Source organism: Mucilaginibacter sp. OK268 (genome assembly GCF_900103125.1).
Taxonomy (GTDB): Bacteria; Bacteroidota; Bacteroidia; order Sphingobacteriales; family Sphingobacteriaceae; genus Mucilaginibacter.
This window is the reverse complement of sequence record NZ_FNJV01000002.1, coordinates 645816-665635: the sequence shown is the minus strand read 5'-3', so window position 1 is coordinate 665635 and position 19820 is coordinate 645816. Positions and strand designations below refer to the sequence as shown.

13 protein-coding genes are annotated in these 19820 nt (G+C 41.2%); 7 read left to right on the top strand and 6 right to left on the bottom strand.

Annotated elements, in window-relative coordinates:
- Nucleotides 1–26: 26 nt before the first annotated feature.
- Complete coding sequence (locus BLR84_RS08570; RefSeq protein ID WP_090466888.1) at nucleotides 27–2201, bottom strand: glutamine synthetase III family protein; 2175 nt, start codon at nucleotides 2199–2201, stop codon at nucleotides 27–29.
- Nucleotides 2202–3022: 821 nt separating this feature from the next.
- Here BLR84_RS08570 and BLR84_RS08565 point away from each other — a divergent pair.
- From BLR84_RS08565 to BLR84_RS08555, 3 genes are all read left to right on the top strand, one after another.
- Nucleotides 3023–4645 carry an ammonium transporter gene (locus BLR84_RS08565; RefSeq protein WP_090466885.1) on the top strand — a complete coding sequence of 541 codons (1623 nt, stop codon included), beginning with the start codon at nucleotides 3023–3025 and terminating at the stop codon, nucleotides 4643–4645.
- A 212-nt stretch (nucleotides 4646–4857) separates the two neighbouring features.
- On the top strand, nucleotides 4858–5892 hold the full coding sequence (locus BLR84_RS08560) for a porin (RefSeq protein ID WP_090466884.1): 1035 nt from the start codon (nucleotides 4858–4860) through the stop codon (nucleotides 5890–5892).
- A gap of 262 nt (nucleotides 5893–6154) precedes the next feature.
- On the top strand, nucleotides 6155–6748 hold the full coding sequence (locus BLR84_RS08555) for a DUF4468 domain-containing protein (RefSeq protein WP_090466882.1): 594 nt from the start codon (nucleotides 6155–6157) through the stop codon (nucleotides 6746–6748).
- A 289-nt stretch (nucleotides 6749–7037) separates the two neighbouring features.
- On the opposite strand, the gene BLR84_RS08550 is transcribed toward BLR84_RS08555, so the two are convergent.
- The gene (locus BLR84_RS08550) at nucleotides 7038–8345 is read right to left on the bottom strand and encodes an ammonium transporter (RefSeq protein ID WP_090466880.1); all 1308 of its coding nucleotides are present in this window, start codon (nucleotides 8343–8345) and stop codon (nucleotides 7038–7040) included.
- A 1141-nt stretch (nucleotides 8346–9486) separates the two neighbouring features.
- On the opposite strand from BLR84_RS08550, the gene BLR84_RS08540 reads away from it, so the two are divergent.
- On the top strand, nucleotides 9487–10323 hold the full coding sequence (locus BLR84_RS08540) for an energy transducer TonB (RefSeq protein WP_176852002.1): 837 nt from the start codon (nucleotides 9487–9489) through the stop codon (nucleotides 10321–10323).
- A 100-nt stretch (nucleotides 10324–10423) separates the two neighbouring features.
- On the opposite strand, the gene BLR84_RS08535 is transcribed toward BLR84_RS08540, so the two are convergent.
- A complete protein-coding gene (locus BLR84_RS08535; protein WP_090466875.1) occupies nucleotides 10424–11302 on the bottom strand; it encodes a LysR family transcriptional regulator in 879 nt (292 codons plus the stop codon).
- Nucleotides 11303–11370: 68 nt separating this feature from the next.
- Between BLR84_RS08535 and BLR84_RS08530 the strand changes: the two genes are divergently transcribed.
- The 3 genes from BLR84_RS08530 to BLR84_RS08520 all read left to right on the top strand — a co-directional run bounded on the left by BLR84_RS08530 (nucleotide 11371) and on the right by BLR84_RS08520 (nucleotide 14612).
- The gene (locus BLR84_RS08530) at nucleotides 11371–12828 is read left to right on the top strand and encodes a pyridoxal phosphate-dependent decarboxylase family protein (protein WP_218128267.1); all 1458 of its coding nucleotides are present in this window, start codon (nucleotides 11371–11373) and stop codon (nucleotides 12826–12828) included.
- A gap of 277 nt (nucleotides 12829–13105) precedes the next feature.
- A complete protein-coding gene (locus tag BLR84_RS08525) occupies nucleotides 13106–13963 on the top strand; it encodes a helix-turn-helix transcriptional regulator (RefSeq protein WP_090466871.1) in 858 nt (285 codons plus the stop codon).
- A 58-nt stretch (nucleotides 13964–14021) separates the two neighbouring features.
- The gene (locus tag BLR84_RS08520; protein ID WP_090466869.1) at nucleotides 14022–14612 is read left to right on the top strand and encodes a cysteine hydrolase family protein; all 591 of its coding nucleotides are present in this window, start codon (nucleotides 14022–14024) and stop codon (nucleotides 14610–14612) included.
- Between the two features lie 242 nt (nucleotides 14613–14854).
- Here the strand turns inward: BLR84_RS08520 and BLR84_RS08515 are convergent, their stop codons facing one another.
- From BLR84_RS08515 to BLR84_RS08505, 3 genes are all read right to left on the bottom strand, one after another.
- Nucleotides 14855–15874, bottom strand: a complete 1020-nt coding sequence (locus BLR84_RS08515; protein ID WP_090466868.1) for an LLM class flavin-dependent oxidoreductase — start codon at nucleotides 15872–15874, stop codon at nucleotides 14855–14857.
- A 214-nt stretch (nucleotides 15875–16088) separates the two neighbouring features.
- A complete protein-coding gene (locus BLR84_RS08510) occupies nucleotides 16089–18830 on the bottom strand; it encodes a TonB-dependent receptor (protein ID WP_090466866.1) in 2742 nt (913 codons plus the stop codon).
- Between the two features lie 225 nt (nucleotides 18831–19055).
- Nucleotides 19056–19568 carry a hypothetical protein gene (locus BLR84_RS08505; RefSeq protein WP_090466864.1) on the bottom strand — a complete coding sequence of 171 codons (513 nt, stop codon included), beginning with the start codon at nucleotides 19566–19568 and terminating at the stop codon, nucleotides 19056–19058.
- Between the last annotated feature and the right edge of the window lie 252 nt (nucleotides 19569–19820).

Here is a 19820-nt window from a genome sequence, read left to right as displayed (position 1 = left end):
CTTCAAAAAATTAGTGTAATCCGTACTTACTTAATAAATAACAGTTCCCTGAATTTTGGCAGTGGCCACAGAGTGTCGTCAACCAGTTGCTCCAGTTTATCTACATGGTAGCGTATCGGCTGGAAGAATGTTTTTACCTTTTCGTCGTAATCAATGGCACGTTGGCGTAGGTCTTCAATTACGTTGGCTTTTTTGCGCTCGTTAACCATTTGTTCTACGTTGGTTTTAATAAAGTTTACGTGCTCGGATATTTTGTTGATAATATCCAGTTGTGCAGCGTAAGTGGTATCGGCCAAACCAAGATCTTTAAGGCCTTTTACGTTTTCGATGAGTTTTGATTGATAGGCAATAGCCGCCGGGATGATCACATTTAGTACCAGTTCGCCAATAACGCGTGCCTCGATCTGCAGTTTCTTATAAAAGGCGTCCAGCAAAATTTCATGACGGGCATGCGCTTCCCTTGGGGTGAATATGCCGGTTTCTGCAAAAAGGATATCCGTTTTTTCAGACAGCATGGCATCCAGCGCTTTCGGCGTGGTTTTGATGTTGGCCAGACCTCTTTCTTCGGCTTCTTTTTCCCAGGCTTCACTATAGCCATTGCCTTCAAAGCGAATGTTCTTTGATTCCTTAATGTATTTTTTGATCACCATTAATAAGGCCAGGTCTTTTTTCTCGCCTTTTTTAATCAGTTTATCTACATCGTATTTGAACTTTTTAAGCTGATCAGCAACAATCAGGTTCAAAACGGTCATCGGACTGGCTGAGTTGGCTGACGAACCCACGGCGCGCAGCTCGAATTTGTTACCGGTAAAGGCAAAAGGCGAGGTGCGGTTACGGTCGGTATTATCTGGCAATATCTGTGGTATTTTAGGGATGCCCTGCCATAACAGGTTATCTTCTTTGATTTTTTTACTGATCCTCGAGGTCTCTATCTCGTCCAGTACATCATTCAACTGGCTGCCCAGGAAAATAGAGATAATGGCAGGAGGGGCCTCGTTAGCGCCCAGGCGGTGGTCATTATTCACCGAAGCTATTGATGCTCTTAACAAGTCTGCATGTTCATAAACCGCTTTGATAGTATTCACAAAGAAGGTCAGGAACATGAGGTTGTTCTTAGGCGTTTTACCTGGCGACAACAGGTTTTTGCCCGTGTTGGTTATTAACGACCAGTTATTGTGTTTTCCCGAACCATTGATGCCGGCATAAGGTTTCTCATGCAGTAATACTTTAAAGTTATGGCGGCGGGCAACCCTATCCATCAGATCCATTAATAATTGATTATGGTCGATGGCCAGGTTTATTTCTTCATAAATAGGGGCACACTCAAATTGCGAAGGTGCAACCTCATTATGACGTGTTTTTAAAGGTATACCTAATAATAGGGCCTCGGCTTCCATATCCTGCATGTAGGCATACACACGCTCCGGTATCGAGCCAAAATAATGATCTTCCAATTGTTGGTTTTTGGCCGATATGTGACCAAACAAAGTACGACCGGTTAAATACAGATCGGGACGGGCATTAAATAAAGCGATATCAACCAGGAAATACTCCTGTTCGATACCTAATGAAGCGTTTACTTTTTCAATGCCTTTATCAAAATAATGGCAAACGTCTACAGCTGCTTTATCTAAAACACTCAACGCTTTTAATAAAGGTACTTTATAATCCAGTGCCTCGCCGGTATAGGATACAAATACGGTTGGTATACATAAGGTGCGGGCCATTAAAAATGCCGGTGACGATGGGTCCCAGGCAGTATAACCGCGGGCCTCAAAAGTATTGCGGATGCCTCCACTCGGAAAGCTCGAAGCATCAGGCTCTTGTTGTGCCAGTGCATCGCCCGAAAAACGCTCGATAGCGCCACCATCGGCAGTAGGTTCAAAAAAAGCGTCATGTTTTTCGGCAGTGGTACCGGTAAGCGGCTGAAACCAGTGCGTATAATGTGTTGCTCCTTTACCCAATGCCCATGATTTCATGGCGGCGGCAATTTGCTCAGCCAGATCGCGTGGAATTGGTTCACCTTTTTCAATAGAATTAATGATCCCCTGGTACGCCTCTGTAGAAAGATATTCCTTCATTTTCTTTTTATCGAAAACATTGGCGCCAAAGTAATCTGAGATTTTTGAAGAAGGTGGTTTCACTTCTGGGATGGTTCTGCTCAGAACGTCCTGTAGTGCTTTAAATCGGATGTTAGACATAAGATATGCGGTTTAAATAAAGGTCAACTTTCAAAAATAGAACTATCATTTAAAATATACACAAAAATTAAAGGAAATATGATATAAGTAAGCAATGAAGCAGGGAAATCGCTTTTTTTTCATGGAAAAACACGTCATGCCGAATTTATTTCGGCATCTCACAGGATATTCAGGCCTGTAAGGTCTGCAATTTGCTCGTTCCGGACGTATCTGCAAGTGAGATGCCGAAATAAATTCGGCATGACCTCCGCTTTTTAGTTTTGCCCCTCTTCAGACCAACAAAAGCACGATAAATGTTAAAAGCTATTACCCTGGTCAATAAAACCTTTAGTTTCTGAATATTCAAAAAAATGCCGTTTTTATGCCTTTAGCTTGGCCAAAATTGAATTTTTATAGGTTTTTTAGCTTGTTTTTGCTCTTAATTTTTAAAAAATTGACTTTTTTTATGAAAAATGCTTTGATTTTTTCTGTTAAGAGAATTTATTTCGATTTGTAAATGATTTGAATTTCAAAATCATTAAAATTTGGTACAATTTTTAGTTTTGATTTACAATTTTCGTAAATATTGCATTTTTTAACGTTATTTTTTTGTTAAAAATTTGTTATTGTTAAAATAACTACATAATTTCAGAAAATAATTTACAGAAACATCATAATTATTGTATTTTTTATAAAATTGTCAATAATTAAAAGGTGAAAAGACGGGATTTGTGGGTAGATGTGGTGATTTTGTTAAATTTTAAACCTGCAATCAAGCTTAATTAAATAAACAATCAAACTAAATTAAACTTTTAAAAACAATCAAACTAAATTAAAGACAAATGAAAGTAAGTTCAACAAAACACAACCTCCTGAGTGCAGTCCGACAACTGTCACGTGAAAAATGGGCGCTGGGAGCCACCATTTTAACAGGAAAGATGATTGGTTTAGGGCTGGTATTGGTGGCCATGATCAGTTTGCCTGGTTTACTGGGTTCATCTGCTCACGCTGCCGACACTTACACCGCTCATGAAACAGCACTGATCAATACCGTTAATACGGTATGGACCCTGGTTGCTGCCTTTTTGGTTTTCGGTATGCAGGCAGGTTTTGTTATGCTTGAGGCTGGCTTTGCCCGTAAAAGAGAAACGGTTAACGTTTTAATGGAGTGTATTTTTGATACATGCCTTTGCGGGTTATTGTTTTATGCAATAGGTTATGCCTTTATGTTTGGTAACGGTAATGGCTTTATTGGCTGGGGCGGCTTAGGTGCCGATGGCAAAACCATTACTAACTGGTTCTTTTTACAAAATACTCCGGCTACTTATGGTGCAACCGGTATCCCGCTTTTAGCTCACTGGATATTCCAGTATGCTTTTGCTGATACTTGCTCAACTATTGTATCTGGTGCAATGATCGGTCGTACAAGCTTCCGTGGCGATATTTTATACAGTATAGGTATTACAGGCTTTATTTATCCAATAATTGGTCACTGGGCCTGGGGTCCGGACGGCTTCCTGGCTACAATGGGATCTACAGGTGGTTTCTTAGCATCATTAGGTCAGCCTTTCCGTGATTTTGCAGGTTCAACCGTAGTGCATACTATTGGAGGTGTGGCTTCACTGGCTGGCGCTATGGTATTAGGCCCACGCTTGGGCAGGATATTTGCCCGAGACGATAAAGAAAAAGGCGGATTACCCGCTGGTCATAACTTATTAGTAGCTGCCGTAGGTGGTTTTATATTATGGTTTGGCTGGTACGGTTTTAACCCGGGATCAACTTTATCAGCAATGGATATGCAAGGTATTGGCCGTGTTGCTGCTAATACCACGCTTGCTGCCTGTGCCGGTGGTTTTGCCGCTATGCTTGCTGCACTTTGGTGGGGCCCAACAAAAGGTAAGTTTGACCTGGCCTTTACTATCAATGGATTTTTAGGTGGTTTGGTTGCTATTACTTGTCCTTGTTACTGGGTAAGTCCGCTTGGCGCTATTTTACTAGGTGGCGTTGCCGGCTTTGTGATATTTGCAGGTGTTTATATTATTGAGTGGTTCCGTATCGACGATCCGGTTGGTGCAGTTTCTGTTCACGGCCTTTGCGGTATCTGGGGTACTTTATCATTAGGTTTATTTGCATCTGGCCAGTTTGGTGCTACAGGTCCAACAGGCGCGGATAATTCAGCCCCGGTTACCGGTTTATTTTACGGCGGTGGTTTTGGCGTATTAAAGGCTCAGGCTATAGGTAGCTTTACCATTACGGCGGCGGTGTTTATTGTAACCTTTGGTATGATGTACATCCTGAATAAATTACCAAATCCATGGAGACTGCGTGTTGAAGAACATGGCGAGGCTGGTTTAGGTGGTCTTGACGTGTTTGATCACGGTATTGAGGTTTATCCAGCCCAGGAAGAAGAGATCAGCTTAAGTGGTCTGTTTGATAAAGGGGTTAAATCAACTTCTGAAGTTTAAGAATGAATAAATAACAATACAGATCCCTGATCGGGGATCTGTAATACCTTGTGTGGTTGGTGTGTGGCTTTAATGCAATGGCATCGCCAACTGCACAGGGATTTTTTATGCCGACAATAAAAGATCCCAAACTGTATTAATCTTTTGTATATCAGTACTTTAAATCAAAAACAATTAACAAACCCAATTTTATTAACAATTAAATCGTTATCATGAAAAAAACAGCTTTACTATTATGTTTGTTTTCTATCGCGGCTTTTACAGTGAAAGCACAGGACACCACAAAAACTGCAGCGCCAGATCCGCCCTTGACTATTACCGGATCAGTTGATGCTTACTATAAGTATGATTTTTCTAAACATGCTAATATACCAACCAGCTTTGCATCAGATCAAAACTCGGTTTCGATAGGTATGATCGATCTGGGCCTGAAGAAAAAAGTAGGCAAAGCTTCGTTTGTGGGCGAATTGTCTTTTGGTCCGCGAAATGATCAGTCAATCCCGAATCCGAATTACCATATCCAAAACTTGTACGTATCTTATGATGTTACCAGTCAGTTTAATTTAACAGCTGGTTATATGGCTACATTTGTGGGTTATGAGGTGATAGCGCCAACAGGCAACTATAACTATTCAACTTCTTATTTATTTACCAATGGTCCGTTCCAGAACGCGGGTTTAAAAGCTACTTACGCTTTTTCTGATAAAGTAAGCTTAATGGCCGGTGTTTTTAATAACTACTGGAATACTTATAGTTCATACAGACCGGCGGGTGAAATCACAACCTCTGGTGATGTATCAACCTTTGGCGCTCAATTGATGATTGCCCCGGTAAAAGGCTGGACCGCTTATCTGAACGTGTTAACCGGTTCTTACTCCGGAACAGAGTTTGATTTAACAACTGCTTATCAAATAACTGATGCTTTTAAATTAGGCTTAAACGGCGCTACTTTCTCTGCTCCGCATGATGGCGGCGGCTTTGAAGGCGTAGCGCTTTATCCGCAGTTAGCTGTATCAAAAGCAGTTAGCTTTGGTTTAAGAGGTGAGTATTTTAAAGTAAAGAAAGATGGCGGCGATGTAAAAGCGATCACCGTAACTTCAAATATCAAGGCTGGCCCGCTAACGCTGATCCCAGAGCTTAGATTTGATAACAAGAGCGATAAATTCTACGCGCCTTTTGTTAACAGCAATGGCATATCAACTAATAAAGCTTCACAATTTGTGTTAGCTGCGGTTTACGCCTTCTAAAAAATAAATTTCAATTCTTTTTGTAAAAGCCGTTCCAATTACCCGGAACGGCTTTTATCTTTGTTTTTTGATGAGCAAAGATTAGGGGAGCAAGGAATAAGGATTTTTGGAGTAAGGATTGGGGGAAACAAGAAACGAGGATTAATAATATCCATCAATTTTGCAGCATCTGTCATTGTTCTTTTCTCCTAAAGTCCATGTTCTAAAAGTCCTTGTTCCTTGTTCCAAAAAATCCTTACTCTAATTAAAGAATTTAATAATAATGAAAAATATATTGACGGTGCTTGTTTGTGTGTTGTTGGTGAAAAGTGCTTCGGCGCAAAAGGATTCGCTGGCTTTTGATGAAAATGATAAGTATATCTACTACCAAACGGTTGCCCAGGAGGGCCTGACTGCCGATACTTTGTATAGCCGGGGGCTTTACTTTTTTAAGTCGGCCTATCCTAAAAATAAGTTAAAGCTATCAACTGCCGATAAGACTCAGGGAGTGTTGGTAGGCAGCAGCGGTTTCCTGGTATCAAAAAAATCATTTGTGACTACTCACGAAGATGGCGAGATAACCTATACCCTGCGGGTTGAGGTGAAGGATGGTAAATATCGTTACTGGTTCACCGATTTTGTATATGTGCCTTATCAGCGTAATCGCTATAATGTATATGAGGCTGTGCCGGGTGTAACTATTCCTATGGAGAAAGCCAAAGACAAACTGGATAAACGGGATGTTGCCGAGTTTTTGAACCGCATGTTACTAAACAGCCGTAAAGTAGAAGCTGTGCTGAAATCATACATGCTTAAAATATCAGCTTTACCCAAAGAGCAGAAAAAGATCAATAAGATATCGACTAAGGAGTGGTAGACCTCTCCTAAATCCTCTCCAAAGGAGAGGACTTTTGATTTGCATATTTTAATTAATGTTGTCATCCTGAGCGATAGCGAAGGATCTTCTTCGCAATGCCTCTCGTAGAATAGATACTTCAATCGTTCAGTATGACAAACTATAATCAGGCAATCCCTTAATCCTGCAAATCAAGGTTCAGAAGAGAAATCACTAAATCAATAATTCAATAATTAAAAAAGCTGCATCTTTAAAAATGCAGCTTTAGTTTTTTCTTGTTGTTTGGTTTGATTATATCATGCTGTGTAGCTTAAAGTTCTTCGTCGTGCTGGCTTACGTCGAGACCGGCCAATTCTTGTTCGGGAGTTACACGTAAGGTGCTGATCATATCTGTGATCTTCAATAATAATAAAGAGCCAAAAAATGCGAAGGCAGAAACACCTACCAATGTGATGAGGTGAATAAAGAATAAATGAGTTTCGCCATAGTATAAACCGTTGCCGGTAGTATTGCCCGCGTTTACATTTTGATGCGCGAATACGCCGGTTAACAACATGCCCACCATACCGCCTACGCCATGGCAAGGGAATACATCAAGGGTGTCATCAATACTGGTTGATGTTCTCCAGATCACTACCAGGTTACTCACTACAGCGGCAACAATACCAATGATTAAAGAGTGGGGGATGGTTACAAAGCCCGCAGCCGGTGTAATAGCCACCAAGCCTACAACCGCGCCTATACAAGCACCCATAACGCCTGGTTTTTTACCGCGCAGGATATCAAAAAACATCCAGGCCATAGCTGCAGCAGCCGATGCGGTAGTGGTGGTAGCCAAAGCAGTGGCGGCTAATGTGCCTGAGCCTAAAGCTGAACCCGCGTTAAAGCCAAACCAGCCGAACCATAATAAACCAGTACCTAATAATACATAGCTAATACGTGCAGGCGCATGTGCTTTATCGTTACGTTGTTTTAAATATAATGCCGAAGCTAATGCTGCCCAACCTGCCGACATGTGTACTACCGTACCTCCCGCGAAATCCAATACGCCTTTACCAAACAGGAAACCATCCGGGTGCCAGGTAGAGTGAGCCAGTGGAGCGTAGATGCATATCATGAACAGGCAAAGGAAAATTACATAAGAGTTAAAACGGATCCGCTCGGCAAAAGCGCCAGTGATGAGGGCTGGGGTAATTACCGCAAATTTTAACTGGAACATAGCAAATAATACCAATGGTATGGTAGGGGCCAGTTTCCAGGTGGCATTGCCCAGTGTGCCCTTCATCATAAAAAAGGTACGTGGATCGCCGATAAAGCCGCCAATGGAATCGCCGAAGGCCAGGCTAAAGCCGAAGATAACCCATATAACGGTTATCACGCCCATACAAACAAAGCTTTGCAGCATGGTTGATAGTACATTTTTCTTGCTCACCATACCACCGTAGAAAAAGGCCAGTCCTGGCGTCATGATGAGTACAAGCGCGGTACTTACTAATAGCCAGGCGGTATCGCCACTATCAATTTTGCTGTCTTTTACAGTGGTTAAGGTAACCGAGGGATAAATAAGGGCAAGTACAATTACAATTATAAGTACGCCAAAGGGTATGAATTTTTTCATGTTTCGGGTTTTAGGGAGTTTTAATAAAGTTTATCAATACTGCCTGGTACCCAATCAAAATACCAGGCAGTATTAGGAATCAAGATATTAGAATCAAGAAATTAAGAAAAGCAACAATAGGTTTGATGTAGTCCTTGATCTGAATAATGAATATTCAAACGAAGGAGTTTGATGATCAACTGTTTTGCTCTTGTCTTGATTCCTGATTCTTAGCTCTTGATTCTTGGTTTGCATAACCTCGCGGCACCCAATCAAAGTGCCGGGAGGTATTAAACTAAATTTTTAAAAACAATAAGATCCCGGATGCTTAATCAGAGCAGCGGGATAGCATTGTTTTTGCTGCTACCAAAAAGCGTGAAACGGAAAAAGGATGAGTTTACGGAAGCGTGACAGCTGACTTGTGCCTCGACCGCAAGAGAATGTGACGTATTTTATCCATATCGAGAAAAAATTAGGGCTGTGATAAAAACCTTGTAACGAATGCGCCCCGCGGTGTTGCTGAACATTAATGACCGGTAAGGGTACATTGTTAAGGCTGTACTCGTAATTAAAAGGATGATGATTTGGGCTTGCGGTTCTTAAAGAAGCTTTTTTTTCTTCTTTGTGGTTGATATGGTACAATCCTCCCCGACCGGATGCTGAAAATCCGGAAAAAAGGAAAAAAAATAAGGCGGTAAATTGATAAAGCCTGTTAACCATGTCTAAAAGTAGTAAAAAAATAAAATAAATGCCATTTTTTTATAAATATTTTAACTTTTTGTTTGTTTATGTGATAAATATATAGATAAACTGCATTTTGAATTATGGTTTTAATTAAAAATGTAAAAAACTACCGCTCTTATTGGTATTTGTGCAGGCAGTTTGTTCATTATTTCGAAAAATTTAATAATTCCTCGCTGCTGTTAGCGCAAAATTCAAAGGGTTTCTTCCTGTTTCTCGTCGAAATGACATTCTTTTTTGATTAAACAATAATGTTTTCAATTGCTAAATACATTCAGCAAAAAGACTTTTTGTTGGAAAATTAAAAATTTACCGGGTTTGGTACAGTGTAATGCAAACAAAAATTATTTTAAAATAATTTTTGTTTTATAAAATATTATATATGTATATTCGTTTTATAAGAAATTTAATTCTGAAAATTATGAGTATTGCCAAATTTGATTTGTACAACGCCGAGTGGCTCGACCTTGTATTTGACCATCGTAACAAAGAATACGGTGCTTATGATCTGAGAAAGAATTATGGCCAAACGATGGCAAGGGCCATGGGACTAGCCCTTGCCGGCGTTGCCATTTTAGTTGCGGCAAGTATAGTATTCAAACACAAAATAGAGCCTGTTCCCAAAGTAAATATGACGCCGGTGGATTTGAAAGATATTACAATACAGCCTCCTGTAGAACCTAAACTAAAAAAACAAGATCCACCCAAATCTGTTGATCCTCCTGCACCTGCCGTTCCAATAAAACAGACCGCCATACCTACCCATGTGGCGACTGAAAATGAACGTACTGTAGATCCGGTGGATATCAGCAAAATAGAAGGTGCCATTGGTCCGGTTACTGTTGATGGACCTGCAAAAGGACCTGAAAATGTACTCAATACAAATACAACTCCAGGCGGTAACGGTCCTGGTACAGCGCCTGCAAATAATAATGTAGTTGAGGTTGGTACACTCGAAGTAATGCCCGAACCAGTTGGTGGTGCCGCGGCCTGGGGGAAATTTTTGCAGAAAAACCTTCGTTTTCCAGCGGTTGCGCAGGAGCAGGGGGTATCCGGAAGGGTGATTATGAGTTTTATTATTGAGAAAGACGGCTCTTTGTCCAATATCAAAGTGGAGCGTGGCGCAGGCTACGGGTTTGATGAAGAGGCCCTGCGTGTGCTCAAACTGGCCAAAGCCTGGAAACCAGGTATTCAGAACGGCCAGCCGGTGCGGGTACGATATAATATCCCTATTAATTTTCAGCTAAGTGAGCAATAAGGCATTAAAGATAAAGTGGTTGTATAGCGTCTCCGGGGGGACAGAAATCGTTAAATGACCACCGTGGGCAAGCGAATATTTTTCGTTTGCCCTTTTTTGTTTATATACTAAAATTCATCAACAGGTCAATTACCCGGGGCATCTCTGTTTCCAGTTCGGCATGCCAGAGCATGGTGAGTTCGGCTTTTTGGGGTACATCTTTTAACTCGATATATTTGATAATACCCGGATAGTTGCGCAAGCTCGACATAGGCTCAACGGTAATGCCCAGCCCAGCCTCAACCAGGCGGATGCCGGTACTGGCAAAAGGCGTTTTGTGAACGATGTTGGGCAAAAATCCCGCTTCAATAAAAATGGATTCCACCGTACCTACATACAATGACCCTTCTGAGCGTGGCGGCAAAATAAACCGGTCGTTGGCAAATACGCTCAGGTCGCTGAAACTTTCCGGACCTACCGGGTGATCGAGCGGCAGCACAATAGCAAAATTATCGCGTAGCAATACCTTACTTTTTAAATCATCATTAATAACCGGGTTGGTAGAAAATCCGATATCGATCTCTTTATTCTTCAGATCGATGGCCTGCTGCTTATTGTTTATCTCCAGCAATACCGTATGAATATCGGGCAAAATTTCATTGATATGCCTGATCATGCCCGGCAAAAAACTTTGCATAACAGAATAAGTATAGCCTATCCTGATCTCGCCAGCTTCGCCTTTGTGCAGTTGGGCGGTGCGCTTAGCCGCATGATCAAACTGATTTACCAAGCGCTCCATTTCGACTTTAAAATATTTGCCCGCCGGAGTAAGCTCCACATTGCGCTTGTTACGCTTAAATAATTGGGCGTTTAATGATTCCTCCATTTGTTTGATCTGCCGGCTCAGCGCGGGTTGTGCGATAAAAGACTTGTCAGACGATTTGGTGAAATGCAATGTTTCGGCTAATACCAGGAAATTCTTGAGCACATTAATATCCATACTTATGCAAATTTATTATAAGTTGATGAAATATAAGTATTTTTTATTATTAATGGCAAACGCTTCCTTTGTTTAAGAACATAACCACCACCACCATGGAAGATCTGATCACCAAAGCGTATCGACCCGAAACTTTCCGGGCCGAGGCTCACCAATTAGTTGAACTGCTGGCCACCGAACTTGAAAAAGCGCACACCGCCCCTCAAAAAAAAGACACGATAAACTGGGAAAGTCCGGCGGAGCAGCTGGCTTACTGGCAAAATGATTTTAATTCACCTTTGATTGATAGCCCCCTGGGGCTTTTCCGTTCGGTGATGTCCAGATCGGTTAATTTGCATAGCCGGGGTTATATTGGGCACCAAACCTCAACAACCTTGCCGGTAACCGCCTTAACATCAGCCCTGATCTCCTTTTTAAATAATGGTATGGCCGTTTATGAAATGGGGATGGCCGGCAATGCCATGGAGAAAGTAGTAACCGCCTACATGGCCGCTAAATTTGGTTTTGACGAGGACGCATCAGGCATCGTTACCTCGGGCGGCACGCTTGGTAACCTCACCGCTTTGTTGGCTGCCCGCGCTGCTATGCCCAATGTATTAGGCAAACCAGAGTACGGGCAACTGGCTATCATGGTATCCGAAGAAGCGCATTACAGTATTGAACGCGCTGTACGGATCATGGGTTTACCTCCCGAAAATATTATCAAAATATCGGTTAATGATCGTTTCCAGATGCGTACCGAATTGCTTGAAGATCAGTATCGGGATGCCACAGCAAAAGGCAAAAAGGTGTTCTGTATTGTTGGCTGTGCCTGTTCTACCTCTATTGGTGCCTATGACGATCTGGATGCGATTGGTCAGTTTGCCCAAAAACAGGGTATCTGGTTTCATGTGGATGGCGCGCATGGTGCCCCCGTTATATTTTCGCCGGTGTATAAGCACCTGCTCCGGGGAATCGAAAAGGCAGATTCGGTGATGGTTGATTTCCATAAAATGATGATGGCGCCCTCCTTATCAACGGCTATACTATTTAAATCGGCCAGGCAGGCTGGTAAAACCTTCCTGCAAAAGGCCGAGTACCTGTGGCAGGATCAGCAAGCCGATGAATGGTATAACTCGGGCAAGCAAACCTTTGAATGCACCAAATCCATGACCATTTTGCATACCTATACTATTATGCGGCTTTATGGCGATAGCTTGTACCGGCAGCACATTGATAAATTATACGGCATGGCCCAGGAGTTTGCGCGCATGGTACATCAGCACGAAAACTTTGAACTGGCCTGCGAACCACAGAGCAATATTGTTTGTTTCCGCCTGAAAGCCGGTGCTGAATCCAACGACTTAAACCGCGATGTGTTGCAGCGTTTGATAGAAGATGGCAGGTTTTATATTGTAGGTACAACTATTAAAAAGGATTTTTATCTGCGGATAACCCTCATGAATCCGCTAACTCAAAAAGATGACCTGGAACAGTTACTCCAAGTAATTGAGGACCTGGCGATGAGTAACGCGGTGATAGGGTAAATTTTAGAATCAAGATATAAGAGTCAGGAATCAAGAGATAGGAAATAAGAATCACCATGCAGTCGCTCGGCTTCAGCCGAGTGACAACTATTACCCGGCCTCCAGCCGCAGTAAAATAACACCGTATTTAATTCGCAGGCCAGAGGCCTGCGGATAATCGTCACTCGGCAGGAGCCGAGCGACTGCGGTGTCTCTTTTATCATCGTTTTGTTACAATTAAGCCCAAAATAAAAAATATAGCAGTACAACCCGTAGCTTAGTGTAATAATCTTTAAAAATGATACAAATCCCAAAAGATCTGCTTGAGCATCATGTACATATGAGGATGCGGTTTTGCGATATGTACGGTATTGTTATTGACAAAAAGCGCCCTTTCAGCTGTGATGATACCCTGCAAACTATGCATTGCCTGGAGGTGGTTTTAACCGGATCCATTGATGTTTGGTATGGCGGCCATGTACAACATCTTGCTGCGGGCGATATCCAGTTCAGGAGGCGGGGTAATTACCAGATATTTCCGTCGGACGATTATACCAGCATGCTCATTTTTATGGAAAATGAGTTTGTTGATTATTTTTTGGACAGCCACGTACCGGAGTTTAGACAGGAAAAACTGACCGACGATCTGCCGCCCTTTATCTTTAAAACATCCGAATTCATAAACGCCAACATAGCGCAGGCCATTCAGCATATTGCACATCCGCAGGACTACTCCCGCTGCATTGTGAAATTTGTTACGCACCAGGTATTGCTTCAGATTTTATCGAGCGATAGCTCCAAAACCTTTGTTTCGTTTTTAAAACACCTGGTTAGCGAACAGAAGATAGACCTGGCCTATTTTATGGAGCAAAACTTTAACCGGCAGCTTTCCCTGCAGGATATGGCTAAATTGACCGGACGAAGCGTAAGTGCCTTTAAAAAAGAATTTACCGAGCGCTTTAATACTACGCCCGTAAAGTGGCAGATCAACCGCAGGCTGGAGTATGCCGCTTACCAGCTCAAAAACTCCAACGATCCGATATCGCGGATAGCTTACAGCAGCGGGTTCGAGAATATCTCGCATTTTTCAAAGGTGTACAAACAAAAGTTTGGTGCTTCACCCAGCAGCGCGCGTAACGAGCCGGTGTTATCATAACAAACAAATAAAGCCTCACAGCAAAATCCGGGTGCCGGTAAAGCTGCAATTTTGAGGTATGAAAACATTAACAAATACCAACCCGGCGCTGATACTGATTGATATACAGCAGGGTTTTGACAATATCCCGTACTGGGGCGGCGAACGCAACAATCCAAACGCCGAAGCAAATGCCCGTAAACTGCTTGATTACTGGCGTGCAAATAATCTGCCGCTTTTTCACATTCAGCATTGCTCCACCAACCCCAACTCCATGCTGGCCGAAGGTAATCCCGGCAACGCGCACAAAGAAATTGTAAAACCGTTGCCCGGCGAGCAGGTGATCAAAAAATCGGTGAACAGTTCGTTCATCGGTACCGATCTGCAACAACGATTGGATACTGTCGGCATTGATACCGTGGTTATAGTAGGCCTCACCACCGAACATTGCGTATCAACCACCGCAAGGATGGCCGGTAACCTGGGTTACAACACTTTTGTAGTAGCCGATGCCACAGCTGCTTTCGCCAAAACAGGCATCAAGGGCGAACATTACGATGCAGAAACCATCCATTTAACCGCCCTGGCGCAGCTAAACGAGGAATTTGCCACCGTATTAAATACCGATGAGGTGATTGACGCTTTAAAAAAAAACGATGATTTTCTTTAGCAAGCTGATGAGGAAACTTTTAGCACCCTATCTGCCCGTTTCGCAGGTGCTTTCGGTAATGAAGTAAGGGGGAGAGAATCAAGATATAAGAATCAGGAATCAGGAATCAGGAATAAAAATATGTCATTGCGAACGGAGTGAAGCAATCTCCTCGCGTTTATGATATACGAGGAGATTGCTTCGTCGTTCCTCCTCGCAATGACATGATGTATAAGTGGTATGTAGAAAATATATCCTTAGCCTTACTTGGAATTCACCAACGGCATCACTTTTTTACCGATCAGTTCAATAGAACTCATTAATTGGGCATGGGTTAAGCCTGCGTTGTCCATTTGAAAAGTGAAACGATCCACGCCGCCCAGGGCTTCGCTATGGCGCAATAGCTTTTCGGCAACCTGTTCTGGTCCGCCTACTACCAATACACCTTTTGGGGCCACCAATTGGTCAAACTGGGGTCTGGTTACCGGCGGCCAGCCACGTTCCCGGCCTAATTTGGTCCAAAGCTCGGCATACCCCGGGTAATAATCGGCAATGGCCCGCTCATTAGTCGCGCCAACATAGCCTGGCGAATGCAGCCCAACCGTTAACTGATCCGGTGTAAAACCTGCTCTTTTCCCGGCTTCGCGATACAGATCTATCAAAGGTCTAAACCGGTGTGTTTCGCCGCCTATCACGGCTACCATCAATGGTAAGCCCAATGTCCCGGCACGGGCGAATGATTCCGGCGTACCGCCAACACCCAGCCAAATGGGCAATTTTTGCTGTAATGCTCTTGGATATATGGGTCTGTTGTTTAAAGGCGCACGGAATTTTCCCGACCAGGTCACAAATTCATTGTCGCGAACCTTCAGTAGTAAGTCCAGCTTTTCTTTGAACAGCGCGTCGTAATCGTCCAGGTTAAAACCAAATAAGGGGTAGGCTTCAATAGATGAACCCCGGCCAACAACCATTTCTGCGCGACCCTTGGATATGAGGTCTAACGTGGCAAAACTCTGGTATACCCGTACCGGATCGGCAGCGCTCAATACCGTTACCGCACTGGTGAGTTTAATATTTTTAGTCCGCGCCGCAGCGGCAGCCAGTATCACCGCCGTTGCCGAATCCAGGAACTCCTTTTTATGATGCTCACCAATGCCGAAAACATCCAAACCAACCTCATCGGCGTGAGCAATGCGGTCCAGCAATTGTTCCATGGCATCCACGCCGCTCAATTCTTTACTGCCGTACATCGCCGAGGCGAAGCTGTCAACTCCTATTTCCATTTGATTATTTTAATAAATGTTTAAACATCTAATTCAAAGATCGGAACAAACTTTCGTCTAAACAAATAACCTTGTCATAGATGTGTTATTTTGATTGTGGTTGAGGGAGCGTCTATAGTTCCCTCCGGATCTCCTGAAAGGCACCCGGAGGTTGGCGTGGTGAATTTCGGGCTCCGCTGCGAAGGGGGGCTGAGTGAACAAAAGAGTGAAATACTTATTTCAAATGGCCAAACTTACTTATTTTATAGCTAAGGCCTAATATGAAAAAACGGGTTATATAATTTGTTCTATTATTAATAACACTATTGCCTATAGTAACCTGATTTATTTTATTTGCTTGATTTAGTATGTCAGTTGCCTGTATATTGATCACTAAACTTTGCTTAAAAAACAAGCGCATTATCGTGGCATTAACAACAAATGGATTGCTTGAATTAATATTGGCATAGCCATAATTAAGACTTTTTGTTGCATCGATATTTAAAGAGGTATTTTGATCAAAGGTAACTTTTTCATTAAGCGAAAATATCCATCGATGTACGTTATTGGTTAGCCCTTGTCCTACGTTGTAGTGATTGAAAGCTGTCATATAGTTAACAGCTACTTCGCTGTCAAAATGTTTGAACGATGCCGCAGTTTTAATAGTTTGTGAAATAGTCCGACTGAAGCTATTGGCTTTAATATTATCGGTGTACACTACATCATTTGTAAAATCAATGTTCCCGGTATAACTTGTGTTTAACTGTACTTCTGAAATTTTTATTGGTACCGTATAACCATAATTTCCGCCTAACCGATAGGAACCATTAGCATTTATAAAGCTGGTTAGCTGCTTTAATGAGTTTAGCGTATCTGTAATTATTACAGTATTGTTAACTATTTTATTTTGAGTAATGGATGCTGATAGCCCGGCAGTGATTAATTGATTAGACTTATCACCAAAGTGACGAAAGTTAAGTTCAGCCTGATGGGTAAATGCTGGTTTTAACCGGGGATTTCCAATGAAAATATTTTGTATATCCTTAATATTCCGAACCGGTTGTAATTCATCAATTGCAGGAGCCTCGCTCTCGCCACTATAGTTTAAATCCAAACTCATTGCGCTATTTGGATTGTAAGTTATATTAAGGGCCGGCGAAAAGTTATAAATGCTTTGTTGAACTTTGGTTACTGTATTGGCAGTAAATCCGGATAAGGTATTTCTTTGTAAGCTTAATCCACTAACTAAATTAATTTTTTCACCCTCAAAACGATAATTAATATCTAATTTTTGATTAGAGGTGTAGTTATCGTAGTGGTTACTAAGAGAATCAATCCTAATTAACCCTTGAGGTAAGTTTTCTTCGGTAATTAATGATGTGTTTTGTTTACTGCCCGAAAACTTGTAAACAAAGTCCAGGTTACTTTTGGAGTTTAATGGTTCGGTATAGGATAAAGTTACGTTTGTGCTCATAACTTTTAACCGGTTAGTAGTTAAACTATTAAATGTCGAATCTTTTTTAAAATTACCGAGTGTATCATAATATCTAATTCTTCTATTAATGGCATTGGCAGCATTGTTATTACTATTTTTATATTCGATGTTGGCCATAATTACCCGCCCGGCTTTATTAAATCTTCTGCCTATCTGCACATTAATGTTCCCTGTTGGGTTTTTACTATTGCCATAATCACTTGAAATTAAACCCTGATTAAATAAACCTGTTTGCCGTGAATCTGAAAAAGTACTATCGGTAGAATTGTTTAAATTTAAATTTGCATTTAATTTTATCTCCGTTTTTTCGCCAGGATTATAACTGGTATTTAAACTAAAAGAATGGGTAGTGTTTTTTGCAAATGATTTGCTATTAATTTGATTTTTTATGGTGCCCAACGAATTTATTGTCTCTGAGAATGTATTGGTTTCATTACTTGTTCTGGAGTTGCCGAAATTATAATTACCCCCAATTTTTAAATACTTGCCTATTTGGTTACTATAACTGAGATCTGCCTTGTTATTGACACTTGATCCAACAGCACTTGTAGCGTTTTGTAAATTTACATCACCCGATATTTGTTTAACCCCTTTCCAGTAGTTGCCATTAATATCAGCACCAATCAATTTATTAGTTCCGGCAGTTGAAGACACATTGCCAAAGATGCCATTATCCTCGTCGGGCTTGGTAACCAGATTAAGCATTTTTTGAATGGGTTTAGTTTTTATGCCACTAAATGCAGCATCGTCACCATAATCATTGATGATTTGTATTTTAGATAAAATGCCAAGGGGTAATTTTTTTATAAATTCTTTAATATTTCCGGAGAAGAAATCTTTTCCATTTACCCGCAGCTTGGTAACTTTTTTGCCCTCTGAGGTCAAATTTCCGTCTTTATCAAGATTTAAACCCGGTAGTTTTTTCAAAAGATACTCCACCAGATCATCATCATTCATATTATAAGAATCCACATCGTATTCAATGGTGTCTTTTTTAAATAGGATGGGCTTACGGGTAGCTTTAATTAAAACCTCTTTTAATTGCGTTGCGTAGATGTTTAATTTAATTGGCTTTAAATTAACACTGTCGGAATTTGTAGTTAAAGGAAATGTATCAGTAAATTCTGCAAAACCAATGTGACTTACCTTTAATTGAAAATGGCTGATTTTTTTAATGAAAAAAAGAAATGCCCCATTTATATCGCTTCTGGTTTTTAAAGTATCAGAACCACTAATCAGGGCAATATTTGCATCACTTATTGGGAAGGAAGTACTGTCAACCACTGTTCCGGTAACCCTGTTTTGGTTTTGCGCAGATACCTGACTGAACGATGCTAAATTAACTATGCAAATAACGGTTACAAGTTTAAATATGGAAGAAGCTTTACCTTTATAAGCTATAAGCAATATCAACCGATCAAATATTTCAGAACCTAATAAGCGTAAATTTTGTAACAATCGGGATTGTTTAATATTTAACATTTTATTTGGCTTATAAGCGCTCAAAATATTCGAACCATATTTCAAACCTTAAATTATTTATAGTTATTATAACGAAAATAATTAGCCTTCAAGCACTCAAAAAATTGGCCATATTCAAGACATCATACTTCCGTAATCAAATATTTTGATTTATAGGTGTACAAAAAAATAGATCATTATAGTTATGCCTATAATGATCTATTTCTGAGTAAGTAAGAAAATAAATTATTGTCCTATACCTCTGCTGATTCTTGATACTTTTGAGTTCAAGCCATTATGATAATAGGTTTTTGACTGAACTTTCACTCCGGCACCATTATCATACCAAACAGCAGGAGCAGCTCCGCCACTGTTAAAGGTAGGTATAGTAACCCTTGCACCAGCAGGCAAATTTGTTACAGTAATTGACATATAATCGTCGTCTTGTTGGCCATCTGGATTATCCCAGATCCAAACTGTACCATTATATGGCCCTACAACAACTGCATTGTTTATTTTGTCGTTTGGATCATTTGGGTCGCATTTTTTCAAATTCAGAGATGTAGTGGCAGAAACACCATATAAAAGGATGCAAGTGCCTCCCTGATTAAATGCAATGTAACCCTGACCAGCGGAAGGTCTTACATTGACCGCCTGGCCATTTTGTGAGGTAGGCTGCATGGTTGGATTGTCTTGAGCAAACAGCGCTTTTGAGCAGGTTAAAAGCGCAAATAATAAGCAGGTTTTGAAAAGGTTCATGTGTGATATTTTTTTGTTAAATAATAAGCGAAAGTATATATTGAAAATCAAATAATATAATTTATTATTATAAAAGCAACTATTTACTTGAAATAAGCTGATGGACAGTTGCTTATAATTTATTATAAATTCTTTGGAGTCCGATTTGGCCTATGATTGGTTATATCACCGCGCCAAAGATGTTCGGAAGGCTTTTAAAAGCAGGGGAATGTGTGATTCCTTCCTTGGGGAAAGGGAGGAAGGGGTTTCTGT